The 19,902-nt window shown below is 69.0% G+C and carries 19 protein-coding genes; 10 read left to right on the top strand and 9 right to left on the bottom strand.

Annotation, left to right across the window (positions count from 1 at the left end):
• Nucleotides 1-152 precede the first annotated feature (152 nt).
• Nucleotides 153-782, bottom strand: a complete 630-nt coding sequence (locus ACWESM_RS24550; protein WP_364438475.1) for a DUF1003 domain-containing protein — start codon at nt 780-782, stop codon at nt 153-155.
• Nucleotides 783-840: 58 nt separating this feature from the next.
• A complete protein-coding gene (locus ACWESM_RS24555; RefSeq protein WP_355077356.1) occupies nt 841-2,121 on the bottom strand; it encodes a magnesium transporter MgtE N-terminal domain-containing protein in 1,281 nt (426 codons plus the stop codon).
• A gap of 63 nt (nt 2,122-2,184) precedes the next feature.
• Here ACWESM_RS24555 and ACWESM_RS24560 point away from each other — a divergent pair, with 63 nt between their 5' ends.
• Genes ACWESM_RS24560 through ACWESM_RS24570 form a run of 3 tightly spaced genes read left to right on the top strand, consistent with a single transcriptional unit; the run spans nt 2,185 to nt 4,230 of the window.
• Nucleotides 2,185-3,141 carry an HpcH/HpaI aldolase/citrate lyase family protein gene (locus ACWESM_RS24560; protein ID WP_355077354.1) on the top strand — a complete coding sequence of 319 codons (957 nt, stop codon included), beginning with the start codon at nt 2,185-2,187 and terminating at the stop codon, nt 3,139-3,141.
• A gap of 12 nt (nt 3,142-3,153) precedes the next feature.
• Complete coding sequence (locus ACWESM_RS24565; RefSeq protein ID WP_039800517.1) at nt 3,154-3,645, top strand: general stress protein; 492 nt, start codon at nt 3,154-3,156, stop codon at nt 3,643-3,645.
• A 3-nt stretch (nt 3,646-3,648) separates the two neighbouring features.
• Nucleotides 3,649-4,230 carry a suppressor of fused domain protein gene (locus tag ACWESM_RS24570; RefSeq protein ID WP_356969749.1) on the top strand — a complete coding sequence of 194 codons (582 nt, stop codon included), beginning with the start codon at nt 3,649-3,651 and terminating at the stop codon, nt 4,228-4,230.
• A 12-nt stretch (nt 4,231-4,242) separates the two neighbouring features.
• On the opposite strand, the gene ACWESM_RS24575 is transcribed toward ACWESM_RS24570, so the two are convergent.
• Entirely contained in the window at nt 4,243-5,334 is a 1,092-nt protein-coding gene (locus ACWESM_RS24575) for a magnesium and cobalt transport protein CorA (RefSeq protein ID WP_452493919.1), read from the bottom strand.
• Nucleotides 5,335-5,409: 75 nt separating this feature from the next.
• On the opposite strand from ACWESM_RS24575, the gene ACWESM_RS24580 reads away from it, so the two are divergent.
• The 4 genes from ACWESM_RS24580 (at nt 5,410) to ACWESM_RS24595 (ending at nt 9,823) form a co-directional block, all read left to right on the top strand.
• On the top strand, nt 5,410-6,264 hold the full coding sequence (locus ACWESM_RS24580) for a PHP domain-containing protein (protein WP_355077350.1): 855 nt from the start codon (nt 5,410-5,412) through the stop codon (nt 6,262-6,264).
• Nucleotides 6,261-6,527, top strand: a complete 267-nt coding sequence (locus tag ACWESM_RS24585; protein ID WP_355077348.1) for a hypothetical protein — start codon at nt 6,261-6,263, stop codon at nt 6,525-6,527. Before ACWESM_RS24580 ends, ACWESM_RS24585 begins: the two co-directional genes overlap by 4 nt.
• 51 nt (nt 6,528-6,578) lie before the next feature.
• Nucleotides 6,579-8,120 carry an FAD-dependent oxidoreductase gene (locus tag ACWESM_RS24590; protein ID WP_452493807.1) on the top strand — a complete coding sequence of 514 codons (1,542 nt, stop codon included), beginning with the start codon at nt 6,579-6,581 and terminating at the stop codon, nt 8,118-8,120.
• A 506-nt stretch (nt 8,121-8,626) separates the two neighbouring features.
• Nucleotides 8,627-9,823: an NAD(P)-dependent malic enzyme gene (locus ACWESM_RS24595; RefSeq protein ID WP_397280326.1), complete on the top strand. Its 1,197-nt coding sequence runs from the start codon at nt 8,627-8,629 to the stop codon at nt 9,821-9,823.
• 112 nt (nt 9,824-9,935) lie between these two features.
• Here ACWESM_RS24595 and ACWESM_RS24600 read toward each other — a convergent pair whose 3' ends face one another.
• From ACWESM_RS24600 to ACWESM_RS24615, 4 genes are read right to left on the bottom strand one after another with little or no spacing between them, the layout of a single operon-like run.
• A complete protein-coding gene (locus ACWESM_RS24600) occupies nt 9,936-10,664 on the bottom strand; it encodes an ABC transporter permease (RefSeq protein ID WP_397280328.1) in 729 nt (242 codons plus the stop codon).
• The gene (locus ACWESM_RS24605; RefSeq protein WP_355077342.1) at nt 10,661-11,329 is read right to left on the bottom strand and encodes an ABC transporter permease; all 669 of its coding nucleotides are present in this window, start codon (nt 11,327-11,329) and stop codon (nt 10,661-10,663) included. The genes ACWESM_RS24600 and ACWESM_RS24605 overlap by 4 nt, the downstream gene beginning before the upstream one ends.
• A 49-nt stretch (nt 11,330-11,378) precedes the next feature.
• Entirely contained in the window at nt 11,379-12,527 is a 1,149-nt protein-coding gene (locus ACWESM_RS24610) for an ABC transporter ATP-binding protein (RefSeq protein ID WP_356969741.1), read from the bottom strand.
• Between the two features lie 13 nt (nt 12,528-12,540).
• Nucleotides 12,541-13,425: an ABC transporter substrate-binding protein gene (locus ACWESM_RS24615; protein ID WP_355077387.1), complete on the bottom strand. Its 885-nt coding sequence runs from the start codon at nt 13,423-13,425 to the stop codon at nt 12,541-12,543.
• A gap of 242 nt (nt 13,426-13,667) precedes the next feature.
• Here ACWESM_RS24615 and ACWESM_RS24620 point away from each other — a divergent pair, with 242 nt between their 5' ends.
• From ACWESM_RS24620 to ACWESM_RS24630, 3 genes are all read left to right on the top strand, one after another.
• Entirely contained in the window at nt 13,668-14,558 is an 891-nt protein-coding gene (locus ACWESM_RS24620) for a glycine betaine ABC transporter substrate-binding protein (RefSeq protein WP_397280332.1), read from the top strand.
• Nucleotides 14,559-15,039: 481 nt separating this feature from the next.
• Nucleotides 15,040-15,738, top strand: coding sequence for a PadR family transcriptional regulator (locus ACWESM_RS24625; RefSeq protein WP_364438412.1), 699 nt, complete (start codon nt 15,040-15,042; stop codon nt 15,736-15,738).
• A gap of 12 nt (nt 15,739-15,750) precedes the next feature.
• Nucleotides 15,751-17,232 carry a DHA2 family efflux MFS transporter permease subunit gene (locus tag ACWESM_RS24630; protein WP_452493812.1) on the top strand — a complete coding sequence of 494 codons (1,482 nt, stop codon included), beginning with the start codon at nt 15,751-15,753 and terminating at the stop codon, nt 17,230-17,232.
• Between the two features lie 51 nt (nt 17,233-17,283).
• Here ACWESM_RS24630 and ACWESM_RS24635 read toward each other — a convergent pair whose 3' ends face one another.
• Nucleotides 17,284-17,910: a Uma2 family endonuclease gene (locus ACWESM_RS24635; RefSeq protein WP_379254789.1), complete on the bottom strand. Its 627-nt coding sequence runs from the start codon at nt 17,908-17,910 to the stop codon at nt 17,284-17,286.
• Between the two features lie 100 nt (nt 17,911-18,010).
• A complete protein-coding gene (locus ACWESM_RS24640) occupies nt 18,011-19,825 on the bottom strand; it encodes a molybdopterin-dependent oxidoreductase (RefSeq protein WP_452493813.1) in 1,815 nt (604 codons plus the stop codon).
• Nucleotides 19,826-19,902: the final 77 nt, after the last annotated feature.

Raw genomic sequence — 19,902 nt, forward strand, 5'->3', positions numbered from 1 at the left:
CCCGAACCACTCACCACCACACCAGCAACAACCAAAGCCGAGACCGTTATCGGAGCAGATACACGCATTCGGCCACACCCAATCCTCGACGTCGTGGGAGCGGCCGTCCGGGACATCCCCTGCCCAGGCCGCTCTGGACAACGTTGTCCAGGTTACCCACCAGTCAGGTCCTTATTCGGTATTTCCGGTTGATCACTGGTTACCGACGGTGAAACCGATGCCGGAGCGGGCTTTCGGCCGGAGCTTTTCTTGCGACCGCCCTTTCCTGCGCTGTCCGTCCGGCTCTCCGCATCCGGGGATTCCGCGTACTCCATGCGGTCCAGAATTCCTTTCAGCTCTTCCAATTCCCGGCGCAGGTAATCGCGCGTGGCCACTTCGCCGACCGCGATGCGCAGCGATGCGAGTTCCCGGGCCAGGAACTCGGTGTCCGCCTTGGTCTGAGCGGCCCGCACCCGGTCCTCCTCCAGGGCGACCCGGTCCCGGTTGTCCTGCCTGTTCTGCGCCAACAGGATCAGCGGCGCCGCGTAGGCGGCCTGAGTGGAGAACGCCAGGTTCAGCAGGATGAACGGATACGGGTCCCAGCGCAGCGCGACCACGAAGATGTTCACCAGGATCCAGACCACCACCACGATCGTCTGGACCGCTAAATACCGACCGGTCCCCAGGAATCGCGCCACTCGCTCGCTGCTGCGGGCCAAAGCCTCGGCGTCCCACTCCAATCGGAACCGGCTTTCCACCGGCGTCTCCAGCCGTTGGCGGGCCCTGCTGTGACCGAGCCGCACGCCCGGGTCGTTCTCGCTCACGGTGTGTCCTTTCGGGCGTGCGCGGGGTCGTGCGGGCTCACGCTCCGCCCCGTTCGTCGGTCTCTTCCTGGTCGCGCCAGTCCTCGGGCAGCAGATGGTCGAGGACGTCGTCGACGCTGACCGCGCCGAGCAGGTGATTCTCCTCGTCCACCACCGGTCCGCAGACCAGGTTGTAGGTCGCGAAGTACCGGGTCACCGCGGCCAGAGGCAGTTCGGGACGCAACGTCGACAGATCGGTGTCGAGGATTCCGCCCACCAGGTGGGCGGGTGGTTCGCGCAGCAACTGCTGGATGTGCACCGAACCGAGGTAGCGGCCGGTCGGCGTAGCGGTGGGCGGACGGACCACGAACACCATGGAGGCCAGCGCGGGAGTGAGGTCCGGGTTGCGCACGCGCGCCAGAGCTTCGGCCACCGTCGTGGAGGGGGTGAGAATGACCGGCTTGGGCGTCATCAAGCCGCCCGCGCTGTAAGGGGAGTGCTCGAGCAGCCTGCGCACCGGCTCGGACTCTTGCGGGTCCATCAGGGCGAGCAGCGATTCGGCTTCGCCCTCGGGCAGTTCGCCCAGCAGGTCGGCGGCGTCGTCGGGGTCCATCGCCTCCAGCACGTCGGCGGCCCGGCGCACCTCCAGGTGGCTGAGCAACTCGACCTGCTCGTCGTCGGGCAGTTCCTGCACCACGTCGGCCAGACGTTCGTCGTCCAGCGCGACGGCCACCTCGATCCGCCGTTTCTCCGGCAGCTCGCGCAGTTGCTGTGCCACGTCGGCCGCGCGCATGCCCTCGAACCGTTCGAGCAGTTGCGTCACGTCCTGTCCCGGCCTGCCGATCTCGTGGGGCGTCAGGCCGGACACCCTGGTCCAGTCCACCACGTGCACCGTGCGCCTGCGGCCAAGCCTGCGGTGCCCGCGCACGGCCACCCTGCTGACCAGCCAATCCCTGGAACGCGCCTGTTCGATGCCGAGATCGGCCACGTGGACGTCCACGCCGGCCAGGTCGGGCAGGTCGGGGTCATCGACCCGCACCATCGAGTCGACGATCTGCGCCAAGGCGAGCATCTCGCCCGGTCGCTGGGTGAAACGGCGCAGGCTGACCGTTCCGGTGTTCAGCGTGACCACGCCGGGCTCGATCGCGGTGATCCGCAGAATCGGCACGAAAATGCGCCGCCGGGTGGGCAGTTCGACGACCAGGCCGTGCACGCGGGGCTGCTGGCGGTCGGACCGCACGGCCACGACGACGTCACGAATCCGGCCGATAGACTCCCCGTCCGGTCCCAGTACCGCCAAACCGGCCAGCCTGGCGACGTACACCCTGGTAGCTGCCATGCTGCCAAGGCTAGATGTTCGCGCGCGGGTGTTCGCATCCCGCCACGATCGACGGGAGTGATCATGAAGCCACGCCGTTCGGTGCTCGCGTGCCCGGGCAGCAACCCGAAGATGATCGAGAAGGCCAAGACGTTGCCCGTCGACGAGGTGTTCCTCGATCTGGAGGACGCGGTCGCTCCGGTCGCGAAGGCCGAGGCGCGGGCGAACATCGTCGCGGCGCTGAACGACTCCGGGTGGGGAACGCAACTGCGGGTGGTCCGGGTGAATGACTGGACCACCGAATGGACCTACGCCGACGTCATTTCCGTGGTCGAGGGCGCGGGCGCGCGGCTGGACGCGATCCTGCTGCCCAAGGTGACCGACGCGGGCCAGGTGCGCGCGCTGGACCTGCTGCTGACCCAGCTGGAGAAGACCTGCGGCTTGGACGTCGGACGGATCGGCATCGAGCCGCAGATCGAGAACGCTGTGGGACTGCGCGACATCGACGCGATCGCCACCGCGAGTCCCCGGGTGCAGACCCTGGTCTTCGGCCCGGCGGACTTCATGGCCAGCATCAACATGCGCACGTTGGTGGTCGGCGAACAGCCGGAGGGCTACGACACCGGCGACGCCTACCACCACATCCTGATGACCATCCTGCTCGCCGCCCGCGCCCACGGCCTCCAGGCGATCGACGGCCCGTACCTGCAGATCCGGGATGTGGACGGCTTCCGCCGAGCCGCCGCGCGCACAGCCGCGCTCGGGTTCGACGGCAAGTGGGTGCTGCACCCCGGTCAGATCGAGGCGGCCAACGAGATCTTCAGCCCGCGGCAATCGGACTACGACCGCGCCGAGGAGATCCTGGACGCCTATGCCTTCCACACCTCGGCGGCGGGCGGCGCCCGCGGCGCGGTGATGCTCGGCGACGAGATGATCGACGAGGCCAGCGCCAAGATGGCCCAGGTGATCGCGGAAAAGGGCCGCGCCGCCGGAATGACGCGCACCACGCGTTTCACACCACCGCGGGATGCGTCGGAATAGCAGAATGGAACTATGACGAATCCCTTGGGGAACTCGAGCCGTGCGCGGCAGGCCCTCCCGACGCCTCCGTCGGGCTGGCCGGTCGGCTCCTACCCGACCTACGCCGAGGCGCAGAAGGCGGTCGACTATCTGGCCGACAACCAGTTCCCGGTGCAGGACGTGACCATCGTCGGTGTCGACTTGATGCAGGTCGAGCGGGTTCTCTACCGGCTGACCTGGGGCAAGGTGATCGGCGGCGGCGTGGTGTCTGGCGCCTGGCTCGGCCTGTTCCTCGGTCTGCTGCTGAGCCTGTTCACCACCAGCGGCGCGCTGGGCCCGCTGATCGTCGGCTTGGTCGGCGGCATCATCTTCGGCCTGATCTCGACCTCGATCCCGTACGCGGCGACCAGGGGTCAGCGCGACTTCGCGTCCACCATGCAATTGGTGGCTGGCCGCTACGACGTGCTGTGCGATCCGAAGTCGGCCGAGCAGGCACGGGACATGCTCGCGCGGCTGGCGATCTGACGTATGGAAGTGCTGGAGACGGTCCGCACCGAGGTGCTGGGCCATTTCGGTGTGGACGCCGCGAACGTCGACGCCGCGTCGGTCACTTTTCTGGGCTTGGAGCCGATCGAGATCCTGCGCATCGTCGAGGACGATCTTGTGCACTACGTGACGCTGGGCGGCAGCAGGCATCCCATGGGCGATCCCACCGCGGTGCACGCCGACCCGGTGCGCGGCCCGCGCGCGGAACTCGTGCTGACGTTGCGGTCCGGTGTGGGAGCCAGCTCGGGCCTGGCCAAGTCGCTCGGCGTGCTCGCCGCGGCGCCGGTCGTGGAAGGTGTTGTGCTGCAAGCGGACGCGCTGATGGATCTGGGTGAGCCGATGTGGCGCGACGCGCCGTTCACCGCGGTTCTGCTCGGTGAGAGCGACATTCCCGCCGTGCCGCTGCCGGACCCGGCGGAGCCGGTGCGGTATTTCGCGGTGACGCCGGTGACCGCGACCGAGGCGGCATGGGTCCGGGTGCGGGGAGCGCAGGCGTTGCGGGAGGCATGGCAGGAGGCGGGCATCGACGTGCGCGACCCGAGGCGCGGCGCCGCCAGCTTGTGATGCCCAGCCCGGCTACAGCCACTTGTTGCGGCGGAAGGTGAAGAACAAGCCGGTGCAGATGGCGAGGATGAGCACCCACACCATCGGATAACCCCAGACCTGGTGCAGTTCGGGCATGTGGTCGAAGTTCATCCCGTAGATGCCCGCGATCATCGTGGGCACGGCAGCGATCGCCACCCAGGCCGATATCTTGCGCATATCCGTGTTCTGCTGCACGCCGATCCGGGCCAGCGCGGCGCTGATCAGCGCGCTGAGCGCCTCGTCGAAGTCGTTGATCCGCTCGGCCACGGCGGCGTGATGCTCGGCGACATCGCGCAGGTAGCGCCGGACCTCCTTCGGCACCGGCAGATCGGTTTTGCGGCTGAGCTGTTCCAGCGGCGCGGCGAGCGGATTCACCGCGCGCCGCAGCTCGACCACCTCGCGCTTGAGCTGGTAGATGGATTCCACCGTGACCTTGCTGCGCGGGGTGAAGATCTCCTCTTCCATCTCGTCGATGTCGTTCTCGACCGACTGGGTCACGTCGATGTAGGAGTCCACGATCCGGTCGGCGATCGCGTGCAGCACCGCGCCCGGTCCGAGGGCCAGCTGCGCGGAGTCCTCCTCCAGCGCCTTGCGTACCTCGGCCAGTCCGGAGTGCTCACCGTGCCGGACGGCGACCACGAAGTCGGGACCGGTGAACACGATGATCTCGCCGGTCTCCACGATCTCGCTGACACTGTTCATCTCGTGCGGGACGTAGCTGACCGTGCGCAACACCAGCAGCAGCGAATCGTCGTAGCGCTCCAGTTTCGGCCGCTGGTGCCGTTGCAGGGCGTCGTCGGTGGCGAGCTGGTGCAGGCCGAACGTCGCGGCGATGTCTTCCATCTGCGTCTGGTCGGGATCGTGCAGGCCCACCCAGACGAACCCGTTCGGCTCCTCGCGGGCTCGCGCGAGCGCGGCTTTGTGGGTGAACCGTCCGGGCAGACGCTTTCCGTCCACGTACACCGCGCAGTCGACGATCGCCTGCGCCGTCGGAACCGGGATGAACCGCTGCTCGGACTGCGACGGCGTCCGGCCGGATCCACGAAGCGAGGAAAGCGGAGAAAAGGACGGCACGCTGACGATGCTACGTCGCCGCAGGCCGGCGGAACGTCGCCTGCGCGTGCGGGGGGACGGCGCAGCACTGTAAGACTTGAAGGCGTGCGCATCGACCTGCATACCCATTCGACCGCGTCCGACGGCACCGATACTCCGGCGGAACTCGTACGGAACGCGGCCGCCGCGGGCCTGGACGTCGTCGCGATCACCGATCACGACACCACGGCCGGATGGTCGGAAGCGGTCGACGCGCTACCGAAGGGGCTGACGCTGGTCCGCGGCATGGAGATGTCCTGCGTCGGCCTGGGGGAGGATGGCTGGCCGGTACCCGTACATTTGCTGGCTTACCTGTTCGACCCGACCCATCGCGGCTTCGCCGAGGAACGTGAGCGGCTGCGCGCCGAACGGGTGGAACGGCTGCGCGCCATGGCCGAGCGGATGGCGGCCGACGGACTGCCGATCGATCCCGACGCCGTGCTGGCCTCGGCTGGGCCGTCGGCCGGGCGCCCGCATCTGGCCCGGGCGCTGGTCGCCGCGGGCGTGGTGCCCAGCGTGGACGCGGCGTTCGACGAATTGCTCGCCCCGCACGGTCCCTACTACGCCGAGAAGGCCGACACCCCGCTGCGTCGCGCGGTGCAGATGATCGCCACCGCGGGCGGAGTCAGCGTGCTGGCGCACACCAGGGCGCGCAAGCGGGGCAGGCTGCTCGCCGTCGACGACATCCGGGAGCTGGCCGCGCTCGGGCTCGGCGGCCTGGAGATCGCGCACCCGGACCACTCCGCGGCCGACCGCGAGCTGCTCACCGATCTCGCCGCGGAACTCGGCCTGCTCACCACCGGTTCATCGGACTATCACGGCACAAACAAGACCATTCGGCTCGGCGAGTTCACCACCGACGCAACGCAATTCGAGAAGCTGGTGGGCAAGGCCTCCGGCGTGCCGGTGATCGCCGCGTGAGATTCGTGCGCGGCCTCAGCGGCGTCGTCGCCGGTGGCGTCGTGGTGGGCATGCTGGTCGTGGTCGGCGCCGCGGTCATCGCGCAGCGGCGCGGCTTCCCCGGTCCCGGCGCCGAATCGGTGGCCTGGCACGTGGCGGCCGCGGTGGTCGCCCTGGCGGCGCAGATATATTCGGACCGGCATCGTGGTTCGGCCGCCTTTACCGGTTCGATGATCGTTTTTCTGGCTGCTGGACTATTGCTGTGGACGCAATGGTGGAGCTGACTCCCGAGTTTTGGTTGCGGGCCGATGAATTGTGCCCGAATATTTTTCTTTATGACCGAACTCGAGACGGATGTACTGGTACTCGGCGGTGGTCCCGCCGGTACCTGGGCGGCCGTCTCGGCCGCCGCGGCCGGCGCCACTGTGGTGCTCGTCGACAAGGCGCGCTGCGGGTCGAGCGGGCCGACGGCGTACGGCGCGATCTCGCTGTGGCACCTTCCGCCCGGCCCGGCGCGGGACGAGGCGGTCCGGCGCGGGCACGCGCACGGCGGCGCGCTGGGGGATCCGGACTGGATGCACCGCGTGCTCGAGGAAAGTCATCAGCGGGTCGAGCAATTGGCCCGCTGGGGCTATCACATCGCCGGTGACCCCGCGGGTCCGGCCAGGCGGCGCAGCTATCTCGACGGCGCCCGCTACCTGCGGCGAATGCGCCGCGCGCTGCGGGAAGCTGGGGTCCGGGTACTCGATCATCACCCGGCGTTGCAACTGCTGGTCGACCGTGACGGCGTAGTGCGCGGCGCCACCGGGCTGCGCCCCCACGACGGGTTCGGGCGCTGGACCGTGCGCGCGGGTGCGGTCGTGGTGGCCACCGGTGGCTGCGCGTTCCTGTCCGGGGCGGCGGGCACCGACGTGGACACCGGCGACGGTCTGTTGTTCGCCGTGGAAGCGGGCGCCGAGCTGTCCGGGATGGAGTTCTCCTGCGCCTACAGCCTGATTCCGCCAGGCAAGGCCGAGCCGACCGCGCTGCGGAATCTCGCCTTGCGGTACGCCCCGCTCTACGACGAATCCGGCGTCGAGCTGCCCGGGCATCGCTCGGCGGCGCTCGCGGCCATCGCCGATGGTCAGCGCGTTTTCGCCGCCCTGGACGACGTACCGGTGGCCCTCCGGTCCCGGCTGGCGCGCCATGGCTTCGTCGACCGTGCCGAACGGGTGCCGCTGCGCGCCGTGCTGGAGGGCACCGTGCGCGGCACCGGCGGACTGCGCGTCACCGGACCGGAATGCGCGACCACCGTCGCGGGCCTGTTCGCCGCGGGCGACGTGGTCAGTCGCGAGCCGCTCACCGGCGCGGTGAGCGGATTCGGCGGACTGAGCGCGGCGTGGGCGATCGCTTCCGGCGTCTGGGCAGGCGCGGGCGCGGCGAAATTCGCCCGGACGACGGACCGGCGTGCCCCGGCGCGCGAGGTGACCGGAGCCGGGCTCAACGCCGTGGCGCGGATCGATCCGAGGGCGGTGGTCGGCCTCGTCCAAGAGCACACTCTGCCGTTGCGGCGCAGCTACTGGCGCAGCGCGGGCAGCCTGCGCGACAGCATCGGCGAACTCGACGGCATGTGGCCCGGGGCGGAATTCGACCTCGGCGGCAGCGGCGCCGACCTGCTGCGGGCCCGGCAGGCCGCCGCGCTGCTCGCGGTGGCGCGCTGGACCAAATACAGCGCGCTGACGCGCACGGAGAGCCGCGGCATGCACCGCAGGACCGATCATCCCGGCGCGTCCGACACCTGGCGGACGCGACTGATGTCCGGTGGTGTGCGCAGCGTGTGGGTGCGCCCGGACGCGCAGAGGACGATGCCGGAGCAGCCCCGCGATATCGTCGCTTGACAGAGCGCCGCCGGGCGGCGCTCGGACCGCTGGTACTCACACCGCCGCCGCCCCGAGCGGTGCGATCGCTCACCGCGTGCGACTGCTGAACGGGGAGTTTCCGCTTACCTGAGGGTAATTCCCGCCCCATAACGTTGGGTGATGGAGCGCGACACGGCCCAGGGGGTAACCGGTTTGGCAACTTGCCTACCGGACTGGCAGAATGTGTCGGATTCCTTGCCTCCGCCACCGCCGGGTGAGGGAATCACGGAGGTCTCCGCCTCGCCGACGTACCGTCGCGACCCGCGAGATCGCACCGCACGTTCTGTCCGGGCGCACCCGCTCGGTTCTGCTTCGCGGATCAGTGCCGCGCCCGCCATCGAGAACTCGGCAAGTCGCGTTCGCCGCTCGCAGCCAGCTCGAAACGCACCGGTCAGCGCACCCGATGAGCGTCGTGAAACCCCTTATACCCATTACCCGGTGGTAACCGTCCCCCGGTTTAGCCCGACCCGAGCAGGAGTGAAATCGTGTCACCTGTGACTGATGCACCGAATTCCACGGCAAGCTTGTCCGAAATCACAAACGACGAAATTTTCGCGGGACATCTCGGCGGCAAGCTCTCGGTCGAACTCAGTGCGCCCCTGGAGACCCAGCGCGATCTGTCGATCGCCTACACCCCGGGCGTCGCCCAGGTCAGCCGCGCGATCGCGGAGGACGAGGCGCTGGCCAAGCGCTACACCTGGACCGATCGGCTCGTGGTCGTGGTCAGCGACGGCACCGCCGTGCTCGGCCTCGGTGACATCGGCCCGCGCGCCTCGCTTCCGGTGATGGAGGGCAAGGCGGCGCTGTTCAAGAAGTTCGCCGGGCTGAATTCGATCCCGATCGTGTTGGACACCAAGGACGTCGACGAGATCGTCGAGACGCTGATCCGCCTGCGGCCGAGCTTCGGCGCGGTGAACCTGGAGGACATCTCCGCGCCGCGCTGCTTCGAGATCGAGAAGCGCGTCATCGAGGCGCTCGACTGCCCCGTGATGCACGACGACCAGCACGGCACCGCCATCGTGGTGCTCGCCGCGCTCAACGGCGCCGCCAAGGTGCAGGGCCGCGGCATCGAGGGCCTGAAGGTCGTGGTGTCCGGCGCGGGCGCCGCGGGTGTCGCGTGCACGAACATCCTGCTGGCCGCCGGTGTCCGCGACGTGACCGTGCTCGATTCGAAGGGCATCGTCGGCGCCGACCGCGGCGACCTCAACGAGGTGAAGGCCGAGCTGGCCACCCGCACCAACCCGCGCGGCCTCACCGGCGGCGCGGCGGAGGCGCTGGCAGGCGCCGACGTGTTCCTCGGCCTGTCGGCCGGTCTGATCGCCGAGGAGCTCATCGCGTCGATGGCTCCGGAGGCGATCGTGTTCGCCATGTCCAACCCGGACCCGGAGATCCACCCCGAGGTGGCGCGCAAGTACGCCGCGATCGTGGCCACCGGCCGCAGCGATTTCCCGAACCAGATCAACAATGTGCTCGCGTTCCCCGGCGTCTTCAAGGGCGCGCTGGACGCGGGCGCCCGGCGGATCACCGAGGGCATGAAGATCGCCGCCGCCGACGCCATCCTCAGCGTCGTCGCCGACGAACTCGGCCCGGACAAGATCGTGCCGAGCCCGCTGGACCCGCGGGTCGCTCCGGCCGTCGCCGAAGCGGTCGCCGCCGCCGCTCGCGCCGAGGGCGTCGCGTAACGCCACCGCACGCCAGCCGAGGGCGCCCATTCGACCGCGAATGGGCGCCTTTTGCGTGTCGCGGCCGAGTAAGCGCCTCGCGTCACCGACGACTGAGCGGACACGTGGAGAGCTAGTTGGGCACGGTGGCTCGGTCCTGGGTCGATAGCGGAGCAGATCGCGCGGCCGGGGTCGGGCGACGCAACCGGACGGTGCCCGGCGCGCTGACCCACACCGCGAACGCCAGCAGCCCGTCCAGCAGCATGGCAAGCACCGCCACCAGCAGCGCGCCGACCAGCACGCGGTCGTAGCGGTAGAGGCTGATGCCGTCGAAGATGTAGCGGCCCAAGCCGCCGAGGTTGACGTAGGCGGCGATCGTCGCGGTGGCAACCACCTGGAGGGTCGCGCCGCGCAGCCCGGTGAGCAGGATGGGCAGCGCGTTGGGCACCTCCACTCGGAACAGGATCTGCCGTTCGGTCATGCCCATGGCGCGCGAGGCGTCCACGACGTCGGCGGGAACGTTCGCGATTCCCGCGTACGCGCCCGCGAGCAGCGGGGGGATGCCGACCGTGATCAGTGCCAGCAGCGGCGGTATCAAGCCGAGGCCGAGCAGCAGCACCAGGAAGGTCAACAGGCCGAGGGTGGGCAGCGCGCGCATGGCGTTGGCGAAGCCGACCAGCACCGCCGCCCCACGCCGGGTATGGCCGATGATCAGGCCGAGCGGTACGGCGATCACCGCGGAGACGGCGACGGTCAGGAAGCTGTACCAGAGGTGCTGAACGATGCGGCTCCCGATGCCCGACGGACCGCTCCAGTTGGCGCCGTCGGTGAAGTAGTGCAAGGCGTCGAGGAAAAGGTTCATGCCGCAGTGCCTTTCGCCCTGACGGTCCTGGCGTCCGCGCGCACCCAGGGCGTCGACCAGCGGCCCAGCGCGTACACCACCCGGTCGGCGACCAGCGCGAGCGCGAGCGTCACGATGATGCCCGCCATGATCTCGTCCGGATAATCGCGCTGGTAGCCCTGGGTGAACAATTTGCCGAGCCCGCCGACGCCGATCAGCGCGCCGACCGACACCATCGCGATATTGGTCACCACCACCACCCGCAGACTGGATACGAAGACCGGCACGGCAAGTGGCATATCCACGGTGAGCGTGCGGCGCAGCGGGCCGTGGCCCACCGCGTCCGCCGCGTCGAGCACCGTGGCGGGCACCGAGTCCAGAGCCGCCGGGACCGCGATAACCAGCAGCGCCGTGGAATAGATGGTGAGCGCGATGATCACGTTCAGCGGGTCGATGGCCGAGATGCCGACGAGCGGAGGAATGATCACGAACAGCGCCAGCGACGGAACGGTGTAGGCCAGGCTCGCGGCGGTCACCGTGACCCGGCGCAGCCACGCCGCTCGCCGCACCAGCGCGCCGACCGGGACCGCGATCACCAGGCCCAGCAGTAGCGGCACCAGGGCGAGATAGAGGTGGGTCGCGGTGATTCCCATGATCTCCGAGAAGTTCTCGACGAGGTATCTCATGCCGTTCTCCGGATTCCGGCGTGCACGACGCCGTCTCGCTCACGTCCGTTCACGGCACTCGTTCTTCGAAGAAGTGCCGGTTGCGTTCGGCGTCTTCGTGGGCGCGCTGCCCGGCCAACTGCTCGAGCACCTCGGTGGCCAGCACTCCGCCGCGTACCGCACCGGCGCCGTCGACGGCGACACCGATTCCGGATGGCGAGGAGATCGCGGCGTCCAGCGCTTGGCGCAGGTCGCCGGACGGGGTGAACAGCGAACCGCCCGCCGACATGCTGTCCGACAGTGCGCGGCCCGCGCGGAATCCCTCGACGCCGGTGACGTCCATCCAGCCCACCGGCTTGCGGTCGGTATCGACCACCAGCACCCACTCGCCCGCGTCGAGTCGCAGTTCGCGCACCTCATCCGTGACAGCCGTCCGGATCTCGTGCAGCGGAATCTCATTCGCGGACCGGAAGGACAATCCGCGGTAACCGCGGTCGCGGCCGACGAAGTCGGCGACGAAATCGGTGGCGGGCTGGGCGAGCACGCGTTGCGGCGCGTCGTACTGCTGGAGCACTCCGCCGCGTCCGAACACCGCCACGCGATCGCCGAGCGTGATCGCCTCATCGATGTCGTGTGTGACGAACACGATGGTCTTGTGCAATTCCGCCTGCAACCTTTGCATTTCGACCTGCAATTCGGCGCGCACCACCGGATCGACGGCGCTGAACGGCTCGTCCATCAGCAGGACCGGCGGGTCGGCGGCCAGCGCGCGGGCCACGCCAACGCGCTGCTGCTGACCGCCCGACAGCTGCGCCGGATACCGCTGCGCCAGCGAGCGATCCAAGCCGACCCGGTCGAGTACCTCGAGCGCCGCGGCACGGGCGGCCCGGCGCGAGTCACCGCGCAGGACCGGAACGGTCGCGACATTGTCGACGACCGTCCGGTGCGGCAGCAGTCCGCCGCTCTGGATGACGTACCCGATCCCGAGGCGCAGCCGGACCGGATCGACGGTCGAAACATCCTGCCCGGCAATGGTGATCGTCCCCGAGCTGGGCACGATCATGCGGTTGATCATTCGCATCGAGGTCGTCTTACCGCAGCCGGAAGGCCCGACGAACACGGTGAACGACCCGGACTCGATGCGCAGATCCAGGTCGGTGACGGCGTGCGTGCCGTCCGGATAGGTCTTGCTGATACCGGAGAATTCGATATCGGACACCGAATCTCCCTCCCTAGCCGACCGGCTTGTTCAGCCCCTTGGCGGCGACCCAGGCCGCGGCGGCGGCCTTGGGCTCGGTCTTGCCGGTGCCGGAGACCGCCTCGTTGAGCTTGATCAGTTCGGCGGTGGTCAGCTGCGCGGATACCGCGTTCAGCGCCGCGAGCGCCTTGTCCGACTTCTTGCTCGCGTTGAGCAGCGGCACCACGTTCTGCGGCGGGAAGTTGTGCTTCGGGTCGTTCAGCACCACGAGGTCGTTCTGCGGGATGGCGGGCGAGGTGGTGAAGATATCGGCCGCGGTCACCTGGCCCTCGACCAGCGCGCGAACCGTCGCGGGACCGCCGCCGTCGGCGATCGGCACGAAATTGCCCGCTGCGACATCCAGGTTGTAGTTCTTCTTCAGGCCGGGCAGACCGCCCGCACGCTCCTGGAATTCGGCGGGCGCGCCGAATTTCACCTCGGCCGAGTGCGCGGCCAGGTCGGCGATCGTGCTCAGGTTCCAGCGCTGGGCGGTGGCGCGGGTGACGACGACGGCGTCCGAGTCCTCGCCGGGCGCGGGCGTGCCGATCGCGAGATCGGAACCGAGCGCCTTGCCGAGCGCGCTGTTCACGTCGGCCGCGCTGGTGGCGGTGGCGTTCTTGTCCAGGTACTGCAGCAGATTGCCGGTGTACTCGGGGATCACCGAAATGGCGCACTTCCGCAGGGCGGGAAGGTAAGCTTCCCGGCTGCCGATGCCCAGCTTGGTATCCACGCTGAAGCCGTTCGCGCGCAGCACTTCCGCGTACACCTCGGCGATGGTCTCGGACTCGGGGAAGTTCGCCGAACCGACGGTCAATCCGTCTCCCGAACAGCTGCCGCCGGTGGCGAGTGGATCGGAATCGCCACAAGCCGACAGGGCCATCGCGACGGCCAGGGCGGTCGCGGCGGCGAGGATACGGGCGCCGCGCAGTGCGACGCGCGCGGCGGGGTGCCGGTGCGCGGCGGCACCGGGGGTGCGGGTGGATTTCACGAGAGTCCTTCCGACATGACGGCGGGCGCGGTCTCGGCACCGAGCGGCCGCCGGTACATTCTGGGTGTCCATACTGCCCGCTTCCGGGTTTTTCTGTTGGCCGTGTCGAGTCGTCGGAGAGTTGGTGTCGCCGGATGGTGTTGGCCTCGTCACAGCGGGTGCTGGCTCGGTTGCTGGTCGTCGCTTCCGTCGCGCTGGTCGTGTCCTGCGGGAACGACGAGCCGCAGCCGTCGATCACGGTCGGCGCGGGTGATTCGATCGAGTCCTCCGTGCTCGCCGAAATCTATGCGGGCGCGCTCGCGCGCGCCGGTGTGCGGACCGCGGTGGACCCGCGACTGGGCAGCCGCGCGGACTACCTCGCCGCGCTCGATGCGGACCGGGTCCAAGTGGTCGGCGAGCACACCGGCGCGCTGCTGGCCCATCTCGACGAACACACGACGGCGCGGCTGCCTGAGCAGGTGAAAGATGCGGTGAGCGCCGCATTGCCCGAGGGGCTGGTCGTCTCCGATCTCGCCGACGGCACCGATCTGCGGCCGCGGGTGCTGCTCACCGCCCAGGCGGCGGCGCAGGACCGAGTGCGTTCGGTGCGTGATCTCGCGCCCCGCTGCGGTGGACTGACCGTCGGTGTAGCGGCCACGCCCGGCCTGCTGCCGCAGGCCGGGAGCGATCGCGTCGCCGGGTGCGACTTCGCCGCCACCGTGGCCTTCCCGGATCCCGCCGCACTGCGGAAAGCGCTGCTGGAAGGCCGGGTTCAGGCCGGCCTGCTCGGCGGTCCCGCCGAACTGGCGCCCGGTGCGACCGACGGATTGGCCGTGCTGTCCGATGACGAGTACGCCGTGCGAGCCGAGAACGTGCTGCCGCTGTTCCGCAAAGGACTGCTCGACCGGCGGCAGATCAAGAAACTCGACTACGTCGCGGGCGAACTGACGACCGACGAGCTGGCGGCCATGATCCGGAATGTCCGGGACGACGGTGCCGCACCGAGTGACGTCGCGCGCGCCTGGCTGGACAAGCACTCCTTGTAGGCGTGACCCGCACGGCGCTTGCCACAGCCGGCCGGCACCGCTGAGTCCTAAGCTCGCGTCGTTTGCTGTCGGGAATCGAGCGATAGATGTCGCATCCGACACTGCCGCCGGTTGTGAGCCGCGACATAGGCTGGCTGAGCAGCCACTACACCATCCCGCACAGCAATGGCGCTGGAGAGGGTCGCCGACGTTGTCGGCCTTCGGCGGGAGCCGAAATCGAGAGGCCATCGAGAACTGACATCTCGATGGCCTCTCGTCGTGTACGAGCCGGGACATGGGGAACGCGATACGCGAGGCTGTGAATTGTGGGGGTCATCACGGGTCGCAGTGTCTTGTTCGCAGGCTGTTCCGCGCCGTATATTCCACGTGGAATATTTAGAGTGGAGCATGTCGGAACCGGGCGATAGCGTGCCGGTCGGCGGCAGGCTCGCAGCGTCGGCGGCCGAAGGCCGAGACGACCGAGTGACGGAGGTGAACAAGCATGGGGCAAGGGCAGGCGCATCCGTCGGTGACGCCGTTGGCCATCGCCGTGCTCGCACTGCTGGAGGAGCGGCCCATGCATCCGTACGAGATGTTCCAGACGCTGATCGCGCGGCGGGAGGACAAGCTGGTCAAGGTGCGGCCGGGCTCGCTGTACCACACCGTGTCCCGCCTGGCCGACCAAGAATTGGTGCACGCCGAGGGCGTCGACCGGGCGGGCAACCGGCCCGAACGCACCACCTACCGGATCACCGGGCGCGGCAGGGAGGCGTTGCGCAACCGGATCGCCGAGATCGTGCGGCGACCCGTTCCGGAGTATCCGATCTTCCCGGTGGCGCTGGGCGAGTTGCACAATCTGCCGAAGACGGAGGCGCTCACGCTGCTGCGCGAACGAATCGGCGTGCTGGAGACCGAACTGGCCGATGCCGACATGCTGATCGCCTGGGCCGAGGAGCACGTCGTTCCCCGCCGCTACTGGATCTCCCTGCAGTATCTGCGGGCGATCCTCGCCGCCGAACTCACCTGGGTCGAGGAGTTCACCGCCGAATTGGCCGGCGGCGCAGTGGAGTGGCTGGACTTCGACCCCGTGACCGGCGAACGCTCCGCGGCCGGACCGGCCGCCGACACCGCGGTGTCGCTGCCGGTGCCGCCCGGCGCTGTGGCGGCCGCCGACCCGAGATTTTCGGATCATCCGAGTTAGGAATCGAAACAGATGTCCACACAACGCAATCCGTGGCTGGCGCTGCTCGCGCTGGTCGTCGGCTTCTTCATGATCCTGCTGGACATGACGATCGTGGCGGTCGCCAATCCCGCGATCATGACCAGCTTGCACGCCGACATCTCCCAGGTGATCTGGGTGACCAGCGCCTACCTGCTCACCTACGCGGTGCCGCTGCTGGTCACCGGACGATTGGGTGATCGATTCGGCCCCAAGAACATCTATCTGATCGGCTTGGCGGTGTTCACCGCCGCGTCGCTGTGGTGCGGTCTGTCCGGCACCATCGGCATGCTGATCGCGGCACGCGCCGCCCAGGGCATCGGCGCCGCGCTGATGACGCCGCAGACCATGGCCGTGATCACCAGAACCTTCCCGCCCGACCGGCGCGGCGCTGCCATGGGTCTATGGGGTGGCGTCGCAGGCCTGGCGACACTGGTGGGTCCGATCCTCGGCGGTGTGCTGGTGGACGGTCTCGGCTGGGAATGGATCTTCATCGTGAACGTTCCGGTCGGCGTCGTCGCCTTCGCGTTGGCCGTCTGGCTGGTGCCCGCGCTGCCGACGCACGAGCACAAGTTCGACGTCCCCGGCGTGCTGCTCAGCGGCGTCGGCATGTTCCTGCTGGTGTTCGGCATCCAGGAGGGCAACACCTACGATTGGTCGTTGCGCATCTGGCTGCTGATCGGCGCTGGCTTGGTGGTGCTCGCGGTGTTCCTGGTCAACCAGGCCAGGAACAAGGGCGAGCCGTTGCTGCCGCTGAGCCTGTTCCGTGATCGCAACTTCGCGCTGTCCAATGCCGCGATCGCCGCGATGGGTGCGGCGGTGACCTCCCTGATTGTGCCGACGTACTTCTACCTGCAGGCCGTGCGGGAGCTGTCGCCGACCAAGTCCGCGCTGGTCTTCGCGCCCATGGCGATCGTGACCGGTTTCTCCGCCCCGCTGGTCGGCAAGTTCGCCGACAAGCTGCACCCGCGGATCGTGCCCACCATCGGCTTCGGCTTGTTCGCGCTGTCGGTGTTCTGCTTCGCGGCGCTGATGAAGCCGGACTCGTCGCTGGTCTGGTTCCTGGTGGCCGCGGCGCTGGCCGGTTTCGCCAACGCCTGCATCTGGGCGCCGCTGGCGTCCACCGCCACGCACAACCTGCCGGTCCAGCTGGCCGGCGCGGGCGCCGGTGTCTACAACACCACCCGCCAGGTGGGCTCGGTGCTCGGCAGCGCGGCGATCAGCGCGCTCGTGGCGGCCAGGATGACGGCGAACGGCCTGGGCGGCGGCCCGGTCGCCGAAGGAGGCGCGGGCCGGGGCCCGCTCCCGGAGTTCGTCAAGGATGCCTTCAGCACCGCGCTCGGCCAGTCCGCGCTGCTCCCCGCGGCCGTCCTGCTGATCGGCGTCGCCGCCTCGGTACTGTTCATCCGCCACGGCGAGTCGGCCCCGCCGCGGCTCGAGAAAGAACGGGTCGAGGCCGACGCCGTAGCGAGCTGACCGCCGAAATCCCATGCCCCGCAGAAGAAGTCCTTCTGCGGGGCATGTTCGTCAGCGCGCCAGCACGCCGAGCTTGGTCCAGTCGATGGTGATCTCGATCGGCACATCGATCACGGTCTGGGAATCGGTCGGCGGCAGCTTCACATGTAGTCGGTACTGGCCCAGTACATGGTCGAGTACATAGACCTCGATCGAATCGACGCAATTGCCGGAAACCCAGACGATCCAGTACCACGGGATCCCGGCCAACGCATACTCCGCGAGCTTGTCGGCCGTGTCTACACGCTCGGTGCCCGGTGAGACGACTTCTACCACCAGTTTGACCATGGAAGCGGGCAACGGCCGAAGTTCGGGCGGGGCGCATTCGAACAGTGCGATGTCGGGCCGCCGAATCGTCACCCGCGGCAGCTCCCACAGCAGCACATCGAAATCCATATCGACGTCCAAGCAGCCGCTACGGTATCGACCAACGTGAGCTTCGGCAGCGGTCTCGACAAAGTCCGCTATTCTGCGGGCGGACTTCTGATGCGGCCTGGTAGGCGACTCCGCCCGAACGGCCTCCCCGTTCACCACCTCCACCAAGCGGCAGAAATCTTCGGGAAGCTTTTTCCAGATCTCCAACGTGATCGGCGCCGGCTGCAAGTTCTCTTCTCGCGCCCAATCCAAAATCTCGGACATGGCCCCCTCCTCGAACGGCCGACGACTACCGGACTCGCCCGATCCTATCCCGTCGACACGAGTTCACTGCCTGCCATTACGAGACCATCCGCGGTGCGCGTCAACCCACGCTGACTGTGACCGAGGGAAGGCCGGTGGCGCCGTCGGGGATGACGTCGCGGCGTTCGGCTGTTTGGGTTTCGCCGGCGCCGTCGGTGGCGCGGGCGCGGAGGGTGTGCGGGCCGGAGGTGGCGTCCCAGTCGAAGACCCACTGGCGCCAGGTATCGATGGACTGCTCTTCGGAGAGGCGGGCCTGCTGCCAGGGGCCGTTGTCGACTTGCACTTCCACGGCGCGGATGCCGCGATGTTGCGCCCACGCGACTCCGGCGATGGGGATGCGGCCCGGCTGGAGGCGGCCGCGGGCACGGGGAGTGTCGATGCGGATGCCGGTCTTGATCGGGCCGAGTGCCGACCAGCCGCGGCGGGTCCAGTACGCGGTGGCGCGGTCGAAGCGGGTGACTTCCAGTTCGGTCACCCATTTGGTGGCCGAGACGTAGCCGTAGAGACCGGGCACGACCAGCCGGGCTGGATACCCGTGCCGCACCGGCAGCGGTTCGCCGTTCATGCCGACCGCGAGCAGCGCGTCGCGTCCGTCGGTGAGCACCGCCAGCGGCGTGCCCGCGGTCCAGCCGTCGGCGCTGTGCGAGAGGACCATGTCCGCGTCGGGGTGCGGTCCCGCCTCGGCGAGCAGTTGATCCACGCGGTAACCGAGCCAGCGCGCGTTGCCGATCAGGTCGCCGCCCACCGGATTGGACACGCAGGCCAGCGTGACCAGGTGTTCCTCCACCGGGCGAAGCGCCAGATCCGCCCAGGTGAGCCGGATCTCGCGGTCGACCATGCCGTGGATCCGCAGCGACCAGCCGTCCTTGGACACTTGCGGCACGATCAGCGCGGTGTCGATCCGGTAGAAATCGTCGTTCGCGGTCAGGTACGGCGTCAGTCCGGGGACACGAAGGTCCACGCCGGGCGCGACCGGCTCGGCGGGTGCCGACGGCTCCGGCAACTGCACGGCGGCTCGCTCGCCGGAAACGTCGCTGCGGCGGGCGCCGAGCACCCGTCCGCCGATTCCGGTCACCGCGGCCAGCCCACCGGCCACCAGTAGTCCCCGCAAGACTTGCCTGCGCTCCGGAGCCGCCGAGCTGAGCTCCGAAGCCCCGGCGGCCGATGCGGGCGAGGCCTCACCCGCCGGTCTGGCCTCGACCCTTCCCGGTTCGTCCGCGGCGGCGAGGTTCTCGCCCGCACCAGGGCGTTCGGGGCCTGGCCGGTGCACCGACGAGTCCGGGCGCGAGTCCGCGCCGGAGTCCACGTCGGTGATCGCCCGGTTCTGCCCGTCGGCGACATCGGCGTGCTCTGAGTGATCTCGGTCGGCGGAAGCCGAACCTTCGGCCACGGTTCGAGCAGGGGCGGTCGACGATGCCGTTCCCGCGTGCCTCGTACCGGACGACTTGTCGACCGCCGCGTCGATGCGAAGTGTCAGCGCTCGCAGCGAGTAGATGCCGACGGCGACGCCGACGACGGTCGGCAACGCGGCGGTGAGACCGGTGCGCGCTACCGCCACCCATGCGGTGATCACTCCGAACACGACGAACAACCACGACCCGGCGGCACGGGTGGTCCGCTCGATCGCTCCGGCCACGCCGGCGACCAGGACGGCGATGACGCTCATGATCAGGTACAGCGCGGCCTTGTCGTTGGTACCGAAGGTGGTGATGGCCCATTCCCGCACACCGTCGGGCGTGTGGTCGACCACGGCCGAACCGAGAAGGTGCAGCGGCGCGCTGTCGGGGCCGAGGAAGGCCGCGAGCAATTCGGCGACACCCAGCGTGAGGCCCGCCGAGACGATCCCGGCCACCACACGCAGTCGCAGATCGGCCATGGCATCGAGACTACTGCCGGTCGGCCGCCGACCGGCTTGGTCCGGCATCCGCGACAGCGCACGGATCGTCGCGGACG

The organism is Nocardia sp. NPDC003999 (genome assembly GCF_053604885.1).